The sequence below is a fragment of the Sphaerimonospora cavernae genome, from assembly GCF_042435035.1.
GTDB lineage: Bacteria > Actinomycetota > Actinomycetes > Streptosporangiales > Streptosporangiaceae > Sphaerimonospora > Sphaerimonospora cavernae.
Genome location: NZ_JBHMQT010000053.1, coordinates 34,386 through 48,792 on the forward strand (window position 1 = coordinate 34,386; position 14,407 = coordinate 48,792).

The window sequence follows — 14,407 nt, forward strand, 5'->3', positions numbered from 1 at the left end:
GCCCGCGGCGGGGAGACCGATATCTAAATGAAGTCAACTGATCTGCCCGGCTGGCGTAAGAGCAGCCGGAGCGCGAACAACTGCGCCTGCGTCGAGGTCGCCACCCTGCCTGACGGTCATGTCGGAGTGCGCGACAGCAAGGACCGAGGCGGCCCCGTGCTGGTTTTCACCCCTGCCGAATGGGACGCGTTCATCGGGGGCGTCAAGGACGGCGAATTCGACCTCTGACCTGGCACGCGGGGTGGAGACGGCTTCGCTGTTCAATCGGCCAGCAGGTGTTCCCGGCCGAACATGGCGGCTGCGGCCCGCGCGCTCGGCGTACCCGCGTCGAGGTCGGCGCCCACCTCGCGAAGCACGGCCACGACGTCGTCCGCGCCCTTGAACAGGGCGCCGGCGACGGGCGACTGATCGCGCGCGTTGCGCCGGTCCGGATCCGCGCCGCGATCGAGCAGAGCGCGCACCGTCCCGGCATGCCCGTGGTAGGCCGCGATCATGAGCAGGGTGTTCGCGGCCGTGTCGGCCGTGTCGACCGGCAGTCCGTGGTCGACGAACTCCATCAACTGCCCGGTGTCGCCCTCCCGGGCCAGATCCATCGCGATCGCCACGACGCGCTCGACCTGCGCCGGAGTCAGTCCGCCGTCGCCCATGAGTGTTTCTCCTGATACACGTCTGCGAGATCCGGCACGCCCCGGCGTGGTGCGGATGACCGCGCACCACGCCGGGGCGATGCCCCGAAGCCTGAGAACCCGCTGGTCTCGAGGCCTCAGATCTGGCCGGCGGCCAGCGCCTCGATCGCCTTGCGGACGCCCTCACCATAGGCGGGGTCGGCCTGGGTGCAGTTGGCGATGTGCCGTTCGACGGTCGCCTGCGAGGCGCCGCTGATCGCCCGGGCGGTGTTCTCGAAGAGCGCCTGCTGCTGCTCGGGGCTCATGTTCCGGAACAGGTTCCCGGGCTGCTCGTAGTAGTTGTCGTCGTCCTCGCGGTAGTTGAACCGGTCGGCGATCGCGCCGACGGCCTGGCTCGGCTCCCGGTAGGCGGGCTGCTCCTGCCAGCGGCCGTACGAGTTCGGCTCGATGCCCGGGGTCGCGCCCTGGTTGCCGTCGACGCGCATCGCGCCGTCGCGGTGGTAGGAGTTGACCGGGCACCTCGGCGCGTTGACCGGGATCTGGTGGTGGTTGACACCCAGGCGGTACCGCTGGGCGTCACCGTAGGAGAACAGCCGGCCCTGCAGCATCTTGTCCGGCGAGAAGCCGATGCCCGGAACCACGTTGGCCGGGGTGAAGGCGGCCTGCTCCACGTCGGCGAAGTAGTTGTCGGGGTTGCGGTTCAGCTCCCATTCGCCGACCTCGATCAGCGGGTAGTCCTCCTTCGACCACACCTTGGTGAGGTCGAAGGGGTGGTACCGGTACGTCTCGGCGTCGGCCTCCGGCATGATCTGGACGTAGAGCTTCCACTTCGGGAAGTCGCCCCTCTCGATCGCCTCGAAGAGGTCGCGCTGGTGGGACTCGCGGTCCCTGCCGATCAGCGCCCCGGACTCGGCGTCGGTGAGGTTCTGGATGCCCTGTTGGGTGCGGTGATGGAACTTCACCCAGAACCGCTCGCCCTCGGCGTTGTAGAAGCTGTAGGTGTGCGAGCCGAAGCCGTGCATGTGACGGTACGACGCGGGGATGCCGCGGTCCGACATCACGATCGTGACCTGGTGCAGCGCCTCGGGCAGGTTGGTCCAGAAGTCCCAGTTGTTCTCGGCGTTGCGCAGGTTGGTGCGCGGGTCCCGCTTCACCGCGTGGTTGAGATCGGGGAACTTCAGCGGGTCGCGGAAGAAGAAGACCGGGGTGTTGTTGCCGACGATGTCCCAGTTGCCGTCTTCGGTGTAGAACTTCACCGCAAAGCCGCGAATGTCCCGTTCGGCGTCGGCCGCACCCCGCTCGCCGGCGACGGTCGAGAAGCGGGCGAACATCTCGGTCTGCTTGCCGACCTCTGAGAAGATCTTGGCGCAGGTGTACTGCGTGATGTCGTTGGTCACCGTGAAGGTGCCGAACGCGCCCGAACCCTTCGCGTGCATCCGGCGCTCGGGGATGACCTCGCGGTCGAAGTGGGCGAGCTTCTCCAGGAACCAGACGTCCTGTAGGAGCATCGGGCCGCGGGGGCCGGCGGTCAGGGAGTTCTGGTTGTCGGGAACCGGTGCGCCGGCGACGGTGGTCAACGGTTTCTGGTTGTTCGCAGCCAAAGTTCGCTCCTCTTGCGATCGTTCGTGCTCATTCGTCGCCAGCAAGGCGATCAGGACGGGCCCGGCAGGCCGGGCCTGTCCGTCATAGAGCCGTCCTCCGGGTCTCGTGCGGTGACAGGGATCCGGCCGATGCCGAATCGGCTGGAAGGGGGCTGGTGAGCTGACAATCGGGGCAAAGGCCCCAATAGATGACGTCTGCCTCGTCGATCAGGTATCCGGCGTCGTGTGCCGGCTCGAGGCAGGGCGCGTGTCCGACCGCACAGTCGACGTCCGTGACCCTCGCGCACTGACGGCAGACGAGATGGTGATGGTTGTCGCCCACCCGTGTCTCGTACCGCGTCGGGCTTCCCGCCGGCTCGATCCGGCGAAGCAGTCCACCGCGTTGCAGTGCGCTCAGTGAGTCATAGACAGCCTGCAGGGACACCTGCCCGACGCGTCGACACACGCCGCGGTGGATGGCGTCCACATCGAGATGGTCGCCCTCACGTACGGTCTGCAAGATCGCCAGCCGGGCGGCGGTCACCCGAAGCCCTGCCTGTCTGAGTCGGTCGGTGTCCTGCACACGTCCACGTTAGCAGTAAACCTGAACAGTTCAAGTAAAGGAAATAACCAAGTTTTCTGCGCCCCGCCGGTGAGAGCAGGTCGTGACCCGGAGATGGCATGCTCGGGTGCCGTGAGACGTGAGCCCCTTGCCGTGACCCTTCTCGCCCTCCTCCTCTCCGCCGGATGCACCGCCGCCGAAGGGGAGCCGACGCCCACCCCCGTGGAGCAGCGAGCGACCAGCGCCCCGTCGTCCCCCAAGCCGCGGCCTCAGCCGTACACGATCTCGTTCGCCGGCGATGTGCACTTCGAGGGCGTCCTGCGCGCCCGGCTCGACCGCGACCCGCGTACGGCCCTCGGCCCGATCGCCGCGGTCCTGCGCAAATCGGATCTCACGGCACTCAACCTCGAGACGGCCATCACCACCGCCGGGACCCCGGCCCCCGGGAAGCAGTACACGTTCCGGGCGCCCGCAACGGCCTTCACCGCGTTGAAGGCTGCCGGGGTCGACGTCGTGACCATGGCCAACAACCACGGCATGGACTACATGGAGAGCGGCCTCGCCGACACGCTCGCCGCGATCAAGAAGACCCGGTTCCCGGTGATCGGCGTCGGTAAGAACGACACCGAGGCCTACCGCCCGTTCCGGGCGACGGTGAAGGGCAACCGAGTGTCGATCATCGGCGCCACCCAGGTGCTCGACTCGGAGTTCATCCAGTCCTGGACGGCGGGGCCGGACAAGGCGGGCCTCGCCTCTGCCAAGGACGAGACTCGCCTCGTCCGCGTGGTACGGCAGGCACGCAAGAACTCCGACACGGTCATCGTCTTCCTGCATTGGGGGACGGAGTTGGTCAAATGCCCCACCCCTGTCCAGCGCAGTCTGGCGGACAAGCTCATCCAGGCGGGCGCCGATGTGATCGTGGGCGGCCATGCGCACGTCCTGCTCGGCGGCGGCTATTCCGGCCAGGCCTATGTCCACTACGGCCTGGGCAACTTCGCCTTCTACAACTGGGGGCCGGAGACGGGTGCGACCGGCGTGCTGACCCTGCGGATCAACGGCCGCAAGGTGCTGAGCGACCAGTGGACGCCGGCTCGCATCAACGGGGGCGTTCCGATCCCGCTGACGGGGGACGCCAGGCGGCAGGCGCTGGACAACTATCGGGCGCTGCGGGGCTGCACCGGGTTGTCGGCGACGCGATCGGCGGCGAATTCCGCCGCTGACGGATAAGCGCTGACCGAGGCGGGGCCAAGGGGGCAAGATAGATGGGTGTCAAGCCAGCCTGTTAAGGAAAGTCAGCGAACGGTAGATCCCTTGCGTCGCCGGCCCTCCCAGCGCCGCAGTGCGCGGAGGGTGGAGCGGATGCTCGACGCGTGTGCGGAACTGCTCGACGAGGTCGGTTACGAGGCGCTGACCACCACCCGGGTCGCCGAGCGGGCCGGAGTCGCGGTCGGCTCGGTCTATCAGTTCTTTCCGGACAAGCGGGCCCTCAGTGACGCCCTGACGAGGCGCAACGTCGAGATGTTCGTCGCGAGGGTGGGGCGCCGCTTCATCAACGAGGACTACGCCGGATGGTGGGACGCGGTGGACGCGATCATCGACGAGTACGTCGAGATGCACCGGGATGTTCCCGGCTTTCGCTCACTCCACTTCGGTGACGTCTTCGATCTCAACCTCCTCGACTCGGTGGCCGACAACAACACGGTGATCGCCGGGCGCCTCCGTGCGTTACTGCTCGCCGAGTTCGGACTCGTGGACAGCGAAGAGCTGGACCGTGCCATTCTCGTCGCCGTCGAGGCTGGGGACGCCGTGCTGAAGCTCGCCTTCCGTCATGATCCCGACGGCGCACCGGAGATCGTCGCCGAGGCGAAGCAACTGGTGCGGGGTTACCTCTCGCGGCAGTTGCGGGACGCGGAAGCGCCGAATCCGAGCTGAGCGAGGTACGCCCCGACCACCGAGCAGCCGGGCCCGCCGCCAGGCTGGGGACGCGGCCGCTCCGGTACGGACTTCGCCATGAGGGTGGGACCGACGAGCGAGCTCCACGTGGAGGGCGCTCCGACCGTCCGATCGTATGCCGCGTCCTGCCAGGGCCGACTGTCCGTCCGCGGGGGCGTCGGGACCTGCATGCTGTTCTCTTCCTGGCGGTGGCGGCGGCCGGCGGACTCGCCGTCCCGGCACCGCTGCGCGGCCGCCGGCTCGATCGTCAACTCCATCATGCGCAGTTGGGTCCGGAGACGGGCGAGCTCCTCCCGTGCCCGATCGAGGGCCTGGAACTGGGCCGTCACATAACCGGCCACGCCGGGGAGCACGGCGGACAGCACCGCTGCGGAAGCGAGGGCCAGGATCACTCGCTTGGACATCGCATATCGCTCCTCGCCGGGCTCGTACGGTGGGACAGGCGTGGGCAATATGCCCGGTTAGCTGTGATGGAACACGATGCGCTGTCGAACGTGTACTAACCGTTGCTTCGTGAATGCCTGCCGTTGTCCTGCGAAGATGGACCCACCTGGGTAGCCTCGGCTGTGTGGCACACGTGACGCGGGAGCAGGTGGACCGACTGCTCGACCAGGCCTTGCTGCTCGATGACCATGGTGCCCTCGCAAGTCGGCTCGACGCGCTGGCGCAGGGATACGAGTCCGGTGAGATGTCGAGGGCGGCGATCCTCGTCCTCGCCGCCGAGGAGTGGCGTCAGGCAGGTCGGCCCGAGATCGCCCTCGACCGGTTCCGCGGCGCGATCGAAGACGGGGGAGAGGTCTCGGTCGATCCCCGTGCCGGGGTCGCGGACACCCTGTTCGAGCTGGGTCACGCCGAGGAAGCCCGGAAAGTGATCGCCGAGGTCAGGGCCGGCGGCTGGAATCCGGCCACCGCGCTCACCGTCGCCGAGACGTTGGCGGCCTACGACGACCTGGACGCCGCCCTTGAGTGGGCGACCGAGGGGGTGCTGGCCTGCCCCTCCGGAATCACGATCAGGGAGGCCCTGCTGCGCGCCCGTTACCGCATTCGGGTCGATCTCGGCCTGCCCGAGGATGACCTCGACGCCCTGCTCTGCTGACCGTTGCGAGGGAGCAGACAGGTAGGGGCATACGAAAGGGGCCGTGTGAAACGGCCCCTTTCATTCTGCTTGCGTTCGGTTGGAGTTGGACTAGGGGAGGAGCTTCCGGCCGGCTGCGCCGGCGAGGTCGGCCAAGGAGCCCGTCGCGGTGGCCGACGCCAGGGCGGGAGTGGTGATGTCGCCGGGGGTCGATGACGCGGTGCCCAGCTGCTCCGTCACCGCCTTCGGGTACACCCGGCCCTCATGCATCCTGCTCTCCTGCACCCTGCCCTCGCGCTTGACCCGGCGCGGTGCCGGCGCCGAGCCGGAGGATGTCGAGGTGGAGGCAGGTGCCGTGTGTCCCGTCTGTCCGTTCGGTTGGTGGCGGCGCTGTCGCTTGTTGTGAGCGGCGCCCGGCTGGGCCGCGCCCGTTTGCGCGGGGGGCTGGGCCGTACCCGGCTGGGCCGCGCCCGTTTGCGCGGGGGTCTGGGCCGTACCCGGCCGGACCGTGCCCGGCTGGGCGGGGCGTGCCTGCCGCGGGGCGGGCCGGGTTGCGTTCCGCTGCCCGCCGGTGTCCTGGGCCTGGTTCACGCCCCCCTGCTGGTGCGGGCGCATCGTCTCAGGCTGCGAATGTCCGCCCCGGTTCCTGCGGCGCGGGCGGTCCTGCGCCTGCCCAGGCAGTGCCCCCGCTGTACGCGCGTCCGCCTTGTGACGGCGTCCCTCTGTGCGTCCGTGCGGCCGGTTGGCGGCCCCGGCCGGAGTCCGGGCATCGGTCGTGCTCACGGGACCGGCCGCGTTGGCGCCCGTCTGCGTCTGTGATCTGTCCGGCGCCTGTGGCCGGCCCGGATTCGGGTGCCGGTGCCGTTCCGGGTTCGTCTCGGTCATGGGGTGCACGCGATTGTGCGGGCGCGGGTGACGCTGGATCGCGGACATGGGGGTGGCCGGCAGGCAGACTGCGTTGGAAACGGCCGGACGGCTGGGCGCCGCGGCGAGGATCGGCATGACCCCGGCCCTCGCCGCTGGGAGGACGGCGGTGCCACCGGCGGGAGTCAGGTCTTTGAGCGTCGGGGAAGCCGGTGTGATCCCGGCAGGGAGTGTGGTGGCGGGCCGATCGGGGAGCGAACGCATGCCCTGGCCCGCCGCTGCGCCGGCGGCGTCGGTGATGCTCAGCACCCCGGCGGCCGGGGCGAGGGTGGTGAGGTCGCTCGGGGTGAGCTCGTGCAGGGTGAGCCCGTCCGGGGTGAGGCTGGTCGGGTTGCTCGCCGCCTGCTTGCTGCCTGACTCCGACCCGCAGACGAGGGCAGCGGTCGCACCGTCGCCTGCCGCCGACGCCGGTCCCGCCATCGCCGGGCCGGTTGTGAGCCAGCTCACCCCCGCGGTCACCGCCGCCAGCGCGATGCACCGCCCTCGTCTACTTCGTGTCGTCCTGGACATCCACGTCCCCCTGATCGCTTTGGGTAGTCCAACGAACGCCGAAAGTAGCAGCGGGGGGATTGGGCGGGGTCGGCTTGCCGTAATGGTGGCGAAGACCTTACCGAACGGCCCGGATGCTGAGCGTGTCACCTGCCGGATCAGAGTCGACTATTACCTCGTCGCCGTCGCGGATCGCTCCCGACAACAACTCCTTGGCGAGCTTGTCCCCGATCGCGGACTGGATCAGCCGCCGCAGCGGGCGGGCGCCGTACAGCGGGTCGTAGCCCGTCAGCGCCAGCCAGTCGCAGGCTGCGGGCGTCACGGTCAGCGTCAGCCGCCGGTCGGCCAGCCTCGCGGCGAGCCGGGAGACCTGCAGGTCCACGATCTGGGACAGTTCCTCGGTGCCAAGCGTGTCGAACAGGATGACATCGTCGAGCCGGTTGAGGAACTCCGGTTTGAACGCCCCGCGGACCGCGGCCATCACGGCCTCGCGCCTGGCTTCGGTCTCCAGCTTTGGATCGACGAGGAACTGCGAGCCGATGTTGGAGGTGAGGATCAGGATCGCGTTGCGGAAGTCGACCGTACGGCCCTGGCCGTCGGTTAGCCGGCCGTCGTCGAGCACCTGCAGGAGGATGTCGAAGACCTCCGGGTGTGCCTTCTCGATCTCATCGAGGAGCACTACGGTGTACGGCCTGCGGCGGACGGCCTCGGTGAGCTGGCCACCCTCCTCATAACCGACATATCCGGGTGGCGCCCCGACGAGCCGCGCGACGCTGTGCTTCTCGCCGTACTCGCTCATGTCGATCCGGGTCATCGCCCGCTCGTCGTCGAACAGGAACTCCGCGAGCGCCTTGGCCAGCTCGGTCTTGCCGACGCCGGTCGGGCCGAGGAAGAGGAACGAGCCGGTCGGGCGGTCGGGGTCGGCGATGCCGGCCCGGGCCCGACGCACCGCGTTGGAGACGGCCTGAACGGCCTGCTGCTGGCCGATCAGGCGTCTGCCCAGCTCATCCTCCATCCGGAGCAGCTTGGCGGTCTCGCCCTCCAGTAGGCGGCCGGCGGGGATCCCGGTCCACGACGAGATCACTTCCGCGATGTCGTCGGGGCCGACCTCCTCCTTGACCATGGGTTCGGGCTCGGCCTCCGCCGCCCCCCTATTCTCCGCGAGTTCGGTGGCCTCCGCGAGTTCCTTCTCCAGCCGTGGCACCTCGCCGTACATCAGTCGGGAGGCAGCCTCGAAGTCGCCGTCGCGCTGCGCCCGCTCGGCCGCGCCGCGTGCCTCGTCGAGCTGCTTCTTCAACTCGCCGACCTTGTTGAGCCCGGCCTTCTCCCGCTCCCAGCGGTGCACCAGGCCGTTCAGCTCCTCCTGCTGGTTGGCCAGCTCCTCGCGGAGCTTCTCCAGGCGCTGACGGCTCGCTTCGTCGGTCTCCTTGGTGAGCGCGAGCTCCTCCATCTTGAGGCGGTCGACGCTTCGCTGGAGCTGGTCGATCTCCACGGGTCGCGAGTCGATCTCCATGCGCAGTCGTGACATCGACTCGTCGACCAGGTCGATCGCCTTGTCCGGGAGGAACCGTGCGGTGACGTACCGGTCGGACAGCGTAGCGGCGGCCACCAGCGCGCTGTCGGAGATCTGCACCTGGTGGTGCGCCTCGTAGCGCCCCTTGAGACCGCGCAGGATCGCGATCGTGTCCTCGACCGTCGGCTCGCCGACGTAGACCTGCTGGAACCGCCGCTCCAGCGCCGGGTCCTTCTCGATGCGCTCGCGGTACTCGTCGAGCGTGGTCGCGCCGATCATGCGCAGCTCACCGCGGGCCAGCATGGGCTTCAGCATGTTGCCCGCGTCCATCGCACCCTCGGCCGCGCCGGCACCCACCACCGTGTGCAACTCGTCGATGAACGTGACGATCTGGCCGTCACTCTTCTTGATCTCGTTGAGCACCGCCTTGAGGCGCTCCTCGAACTCGCCGCGGTACTTCGCGCCGGCGACCATCGCGCCGAGGTCGAGAGCGACCAGTCGCTTGTTCCTGAGGCTCTCCGGCACGTCGCCGGCCACGATCCGCTGGGCCAGGCCCTCGACCACGGCGGTCTTGCCGACGCCCGGCTCGCCGATCAGCACGGGGTTGTTCTTGGTGCGGCGTGACAGCACCTGGACGACGCGGCGGATCTCGCTGTCCCGGCCGATCACCGGGTCGAGCTTGCCCGACCTCGCCCGTTCCGTGAGGTCGACGCCGTACTTCTCCAGGGCCTGGTAGGTGTCCTCCGGAGTCTCACTGGTCACCCTGGCATGGCCGCGTACCTTCTCGAACGCCTCGAGCAGTGCGTCCGGGCCGGCCCCCTCGGCCCTGAGCAACTCCGCTACCTGGCCGCCGTCGGTCGCGAGCCCGACCAGCAGGTGCTCGGTCGAGACGTACTCGTCCTCGAGCTGCCTGGCACGCTGGGCGGCGGTGTTCAATGCCGTGAGGAGTTGGCGCGAGCTCGACGGGGCGCTCACCGTGGCGCCCTGGGCCTTCGGCAACCTGCCGAGCATTTCCTCCACCCGCGTCCGCAGCCGCTTCCAGTCGGCGCCGACCGCGTCCAGTAGCGGTACGGCGACGCCGCCGGTCTGGGTCAGCAGGGTCGCGAGCAGATGAGCGGGCGCCACCTCCGGGTTGCCGTCCGCCGCGGCGCGCCGGACGGCCCCGGACAGGGCCTCCTGGCTCTTCTGCGTCAGCTTGTAATCCATGTTGCGATCCCCTCGATTCGCGGACGTCAGGCCGGTGGTAGTTCGTAGCGCACGATGGCGCGCATCATGGTGACCTCGCCCCTGAGTCGGGTGACCTCCTCACGCAGCCGCATGTTCTCAGTCTCGAGCTCGAGGATTCGCTTGATGCCGGCGAGGTTTATGCCGTGCTCCTGGGACAGCCTCTGGACCTCGCGGAGCAGCAGGATGTCCCGGGTGGAGTAGAGCCGGCCGCGGCCCGCCGTACGGTCGGGGCTGACGAGGCCGAGCCGGTCGTACTGGCGGAGGGTCTGCGGATGCAGCCCGGAGAGCTGGGCGGCTACCGAGATGACATAGACGGGGGTGTCGTCGGACAGATCGAAGAACTTCGCATCCATCGGCTCACTCGCTTCTGGCCTGCTTGATCAACTCTTCGCGGAGATCGGCGCCCTCAGTCGCGTCCCGGAACTCCTCCAGCGCCGAGCGGGCCTTGTCGTCGAGGTGCTGCGGCACGGCGACCTGGACGGTGACCAGCAGGTCGCCCTTGGTCCCGTCCTTGCGTGCGGTGCCTCGGCCCCGCACCCGGAAGGTCCGTCCGTTGGGAGTGCCCTCGGGGATGCGCAGGGTGACCGGCATACCCTTGAGCGTCGGCACCTTGATCTCGGCGCCCAGCGCGGCCTCCGGGAACGTGACCGGGACGTTCACCGTCAGGTTCTCGCCGCTGCGGCCGAACACCCGGTGCGGTTTCACGTGGACCAGCACGTACAGGTCGCCGGCCGGACCACCGTTCTCCCCCGGCGCGCCCTTGCCCTTGACCCGGATGCGCTGGCCGTCGCCCACGCCCGCCGGAATGCGGGCCTGAATGGTGCGGGTGCTCTTGCCGCGACCGCTGCCTTCGCAAACAGGACAGGGATCGTCGACCAGGAGGCCCCGGCCGCGGCAGTCGCGGCAGGGTTCGGAGAAGGCGAAGTTGCCGAGGTTGCGGCTGGCGGCCCCGGTGCCCTCACACGTCGGGCAGACCCTTGGCGTGGTGCCGGCCTTGGCCCCGGTTCCGGAGCACGCGGGGCAGGCCGCCGCAGTGGTCAACCGGAGGGACACCGTGGTTCCGTCGACGGCCTCGCCGAACGCGAGCGTGACCTCCGACTCGATGTCCTGGCCGCGCCTGGGCCTGCTTGTGGTGGTCGTACGCGCACCGCCGCCCCGGTTGAAAAGCCCACCGAACAGGTCGCCGATCCGGTCGCCGCTACCGCCGGTCCCGCCGGAGAACAGGTCCCCGAGATCGAAGTTGAAGCCCCCGCCCCGGTGACCTCCCGTTCCGGCGAAGCCACCGGCGCCCGAACCGAACAGCGTGCGGGCCTCGTCGTACTCCTTGCGTCGCTTGGCGTCCGAGAGCACGTCGTAGGCCTCGGAGACCCCCTTGAACTTCTCCTCGGCCTCCTTGTTCCCGGGGTTGGCGTCGGGATGGTACTGCCTGGCGAGCTTCCGGTACGCCTTCTTGATGTCCTCAGGCGTCGCGTTCTTGGGCACACCAAGGACGGCGTAGTAGTCCTTCTCCAAGTAGTCCTTGGTGCTCATCTATCGCATCCTTCGCACGGGTTTCTCGACTGTCTCCCCCGATCTTCGCCGATCGGGGGAGAGTCATCGTGTTCAGTTCTCGTCCGGAGCGCCGGACGCGCCGGGTTCCGCTGATTCGGTCGATCCGGCCGCCTCCGCTGCGCCGCCGGGAGCTTCGCCTTCAGGGGGTTCCGCGACGGCCACACGGGCCGGGCGCAGGATGCGGTCACCGGCCCGGTATCCGAGCTGGAGGACCTCGACGCACGTCGGCTCGGTCACCTCCGACGAGTAGCTGTGCATCAGCGCCTCGTGCACCTCCGGGTCGAACGGGTCGCCCTTCGTGCCGTACGGGCTCAGCCCCAGCTTGCCGAGTATCGCCTCCAGCGACTCGCTCACCTTGGCGAAACCTCCGGTGAGCTCGCCGTGGTCGCGAGCCCGGCCGATGTCGTCGAGCACCGGCAGGAGTTCGGCGAGCACGCTCGCGGTGGCCTGCTCTCTGACGGCGACCCGATCCCGTTCGACCCGCTTGCGGTAGTTGCTGTACTCCGCCTGCAGGCGCTGCAGATCGGCCGTGCGCTCGGCGAGGAGACCCGACATCTGGGCGTCCGCCTGGGCCGTGGCCCGCGTTTCCTCACCGGGCTCCTGCCCGGCGGCCCTGTTCTCAGTGGGCGTGTTCTCAGCGGGCGTGTCGGCGGACTCGCGGACCTTCCCCGTCTCCGGGTCGATCTTGCGATTGTCGCGGATCACCGGCCCCTCCTCGGAACCGTTCTCACGCGGGGTCACTTGCTGCCGCCCTCCTGCTTCGGCTCGTCATCGACGATCTCCGCCTCGACCACGTCCTCATCGGCCCTGCCCTGCTGAGCGTCGGCCGCCGGCGCCCCGTCGCCGCTGCTCGCGGCCTGGGACTGGGCGTAGATGGCCGAGCCCATCTTCTGGCTGACGGTCGCGAGCTTCTCGGCCGAGGTGCGGATGGCGGCCGTGTCGGTGCCCTCCAGCGCCTTCTTGAGCTCGGCGAGCGAGTCGTTGACCTCGGTCTTCACGTCGGACGGGATCTTGTCGTCGTTCTCCCGGAGGAACTTCTCCGTCTGGTAGGCCAGCGCGTCGGCGTTGTTGCGGACCTCGGCATCCTCGCGGCGCTGCTTGTCCTCCTCGGCGTAGGACTCCGCCTCGCGCATCATGCGGTCGATGTCATCCTTCGGCAGCGCCGAGCCGCCGGTGATGGTCATCGACTGCTCCTTGCCGGTGCCGAGGTCCTTCGCGGAGACGTTGACGATGCCGTTCGCGTCGATGTCGAAGGTGACCTCGATCTGCGGGATGCCACGGGGTGCCGGCGCGATGCCGGTCAGCTCGAAGGTCGCCAGCTTCTTGTTGTACGAGGCGATTTCACGCTCGCCCTGGTACACCTGGATCTGCACCGACGGCTGGTTGTCCTCCGCCGTGGTGAAGACCTCCGACCGCTTGGTCGGGATCGTGGTGTTACGCTCAATGATCTTCGTGAAGATGCCGCCCTTGGTCTCGATGCCGAGGCTGAGCGGGGTGACGTCGAGCAGCAGGACGTCCTTGACCTCGCCCTTGAGCACGCCGGCCTGGAGCGCGGCGCCGATGGCGACGACCTCGTCCGGGTTGACGCCCTTGTTGGGCTCCTTGCCGCCGGTCAGCTCCTTCACCAACTCGGTCACGGCCGGCATGCGGGTCGAGCCGCCGACCAGCACCACGTGGGCGATGTCGGAGACCTTGACGCCGGCGTCCTTGATCACCTGGTTGAACGGGCCCTTGCAGCGCTCGATCAGGTCGGCGGTGATCCGCTGGAACTCGGCTCGGGTCAGCTTCTCCTCGAGGTGTAGCGGGCCCTCGGCGGAGGCGGTGATGTAGGGCAGGTTGATCGTGGTCTCGGTCTGCGCGGACAGCTCGATCTTGGCCTTCTCCGCCGCCTCACGCAGGCGCTGGAGGGCCATCTTGTCCTTGGACAGGTCCACGCCGTGCGCGTTCTTGAAGCGGGTCACCAGCTCGTCGACGACGCGCTGGTCCCAGTCGTCGCCGCCCAGGTGGTTGTCGCCGCTGGTGGCCTTCACCTCGACGAAGCCGTGGCCGTCCTCCTGGCCGACGTCGAGCAGCGACACGTCGAAGGTGCCGCCGCCGAGGTCGAAGACGAGGATTGTCTGGTCCTGCTCCTTGTCGAGGCCGTACGCCAGGGCGGCGGAGGTGGGCTCGTTGATGATCCGGAGCACGTTCAGGCCCGCGATCTGGCCGCCTTCCTTGGTGGCCTGCCGCTGGGCGTCATTGAAGTACGCCGGAACGGTGATCACCGCGTCGGTGATCTTCTCGCCCAGATAGGCCTCCGCGTCCTGCTTGAGCTTCTGCAGGACGAACGCGCTGATCTGCTGAGGTGTGAATTTCTTGCCGTCGATCTCGACGGACCAGTTGGTGCCCATCTCGCGCTTGACCGAGCGGATCGTCCGGTCCACGTTGGTCACCGCCTGCCGCTTGGCGACCTCGCCGACCAGGACCTCACCGTTCTTTGCGAACGCGACTACGGACGGTGTGGTCCGCGAGCCCTGCGCGTTCGCGATGACCGTGGGCTCGCCGCCCTCGAGGATCGAGACGACGGAGTTGGTCGTCCCCAGGTCGATACCTACCGCACGTGCCATGAGTACGTCCTTGTAATCAAAGTTGAGTCGGTCGGGCTCAATCTTGTGTTGCCAACGAGTCTTTGTCAAACGACTTGAGCCTACTGGACTCAACCTCGAGTCGCGCGACCTCATTCCGCCCCCCGGCCCGATGCCGCCGTGAAAAACGACATTCGCGACCTCGCAGGTGCGAGATCGCGAATGGTGAAGCCCCTGGTCCAGGGGGTTTCATGTGATTTTCTGCAAGATCACGAAGAGGGATGGCGCAGGTCATCAGCCTTCTGTGCAAGCAAGTGCAAGATCTCGGGTGGGGTTTGTGCAG

The 14,407-nt window shown here is 68.5% G+C and carries 14 protein-coding genes; 4 read left to right on the top strand and 10 right to left on the bottom strand.

The annotated features are described in order from the left end of the window. Window positions 1-27: 27 nt before the first annotated feature. Window positions 28-228 (top strand): DUF397 domain-containing protein, encoded by a 201-nt coding sequence (locus ACFHYQ_RS23320; protein WP_394303264.1) that lies wholly within the window; start codon window positions 28-30, stop codon window positions 226-228. A 32-nt stretch (window positions 229-260) separates the two neighbouring features. Here the strand turns inward: ACFHYQ_RS23320 and ACFHYQ_RS23325 are convergent, their stop codons facing one another. The 3 genes from ACFHYQ_RS23325 to ACFHYQ_RS23335 all read right to left on the bottom strand — a co-directional run bounded on the left by ACFHYQ_RS23325 (window position 261) and on the right by ACFHYQ_RS23335 (window position 2,789). Beyond that, window positions 261-647 (bottom strand): ankyrin repeat domain-containing protein, encoded by a 387-nt coding sequence (locus ACFHYQ_RS23325; protein ID WP_394303265.1) that lies wholly within the window; start codon window positions 645-647, stop codon window positions 261-263. Window positions 648-763: 116 nt separating this feature from the next. Then, complete coding sequence (locus tag ACFHYQ_RS23330) at window positions 764-2,227, bottom strand: catalase (protein WP_394303266.1); 1,464 nt, start codon at window positions 2,225-2,227, stop codon at window positions 764-766. An 82-nt stretch (window positions 2,228-2,309) separates the two neighbouring features. After that, window positions 2,310-2,789, bottom strand: coding sequence for a Fur family transcriptional regulator (locus ACFHYQ_RS23335; RefSeq protein WP_394303267.1), 480 nt, complete (start codon window positions 2,787-2,789; stop codon window positions 2,310-2,312). 111 nt (window positions 2,790-2,900) lie between these two features. On the opposite strand from ACFHYQ_RS23335, the gene ACFHYQ_RS23340 reads away from it, so the two are divergent. After that, window positions 2,901-3,995, top strand: coding sequence for a CapA family protein (locus tag ACFHYQ_RS23340; RefSeq protein ID WP_394303268.1), 1,095 nt, complete (start codon window positions 2,901-2,903; stop codon window positions 3,993-3,995). A gap of 39 nt (window positions 3,996-4,034) precedes the next feature. Then, entirely contained in the window at window positions 4,035-4,700 is a 666-nt protein-coding gene (locus tag ACFHYQ_RS23345) for a TetR/AcrR family transcriptional regulator (protein ID WP_394303269.1), read from the top strand. Here ACFHYQ_RS23345 and ACFHYQ_RS23350 read toward each other — a convergent pair. Continuing rightward, entirely contained in the window at window positions 4,652-5,125 is a 474-nt protein-coding gene (locus ACFHYQ_RS23350; RefSeq protein WP_394303270.1) for a hypothetical protein, read from the bottom strand. The genes ACFHYQ_RS23345 and ACFHYQ_RS23350 overlap by 49 nt on opposite strands. A gap of 164 nt (window positions 5,126-5,289) precedes the next feature. On the opposite strand from ACFHYQ_RS23350, the gene ACFHYQ_RS23355 reads away from it, so the two are divergent. Continuing rightward, window positions 5,290-5,817, top strand: a complete 528-nt coding sequence (locus ACFHYQ_RS23355) for a hypothetical protein (RefSeq protein ID WP_394303271.1) — start codon at window positions 5,290-5,292, stop codon at window positions 5,815-5,817. Window positions 5,818-5,907: 90 nt separating this feature from the next. Here ACFHYQ_RS23355 and ACFHYQ_RS23360 read toward each other — a convergent pair whose 3' ends face one another. The 6 genes from ACFHYQ_RS23360 to dnaK all read right to left on the bottom strand — a co-directional run bounded on the left by ACFHYQ_RS23360 (window position 5,908) and on the right by dnaK (window position 14,106). Beyond that, a complete protein-coding gene (locus tag ACFHYQ_RS23360; RefSeq protein WP_394303272.1) occupies window positions 5,908-7,230 on the bottom strand; it encodes a hypothetical protein in 1,323 nt (440 codons plus the stop codon). 97 nt (window positions 7,231-7,327) lie between these two features. Then, window positions 7,328-9,928: an ATP-dependent chaperone ClpB gene (clpB, locus tag ACFHYQ_RS23365; protein ID WP_394303273.1), complete on the bottom strand. Its 2,601-nt coding sequence runs from the start codon at window positions 9,926-9,928 to the stop codon at window positions 7,328-7,330. Between the two features lie 26 nt (window positions 9,929-9,954). Beyond that, window positions 9,955-10,302 (bottom strand): heat shock protein transcriptional repressor HspR, encoded by a 348-nt coding sequence (locus ACFHYQ_RS23370; RefSeq protein WP_204015950.1) that lies wholly within the window; start codon window positions 10,300-10,302, stop codon window positions 9,955-9,957. 4 nt (window positions 10,303-10,306) lie between these two features. Next, a complete protein-coding gene (gene dnaJ, locus ACFHYQ_RS23375; protein ID WP_394303274.1) occupies window positions 10,307-11,479 on the bottom strand; it encodes a molecular chaperone DnaJ in 1,173 nt (390 codons plus the stop codon). A 72-nt stretch (window positions 11,480-11,551) separates the two neighbouring features. Beyond that, window positions 11,552-12,241, bottom strand: coding sequence for a nucleotide exchange factor GrpE (gene grpE / locus ACFHYQ_RS23380; protein WP_394303275.1), 690 nt, complete (start codon window positions 12,239-12,241; stop codon window positions 11,552-11,554). Then, window positions 12,238-14,106 (bottom strand): molecular chaperone DnaK, encoded by a 1,869-nt coding sequence (gene dnaK, locus ACFHYQ_RS23385; protein ID WP_394303276.1) that lies wholly within the window; start codon window positions 14,104-14,106, stop codon window positions 12,238-12,240. The genes grpE and dnaK overlap by 4 nt, the downstream gene beginning before the upstream one ends. Window positions 14,107-14,407: the final 301 nt, after the last annotated feature.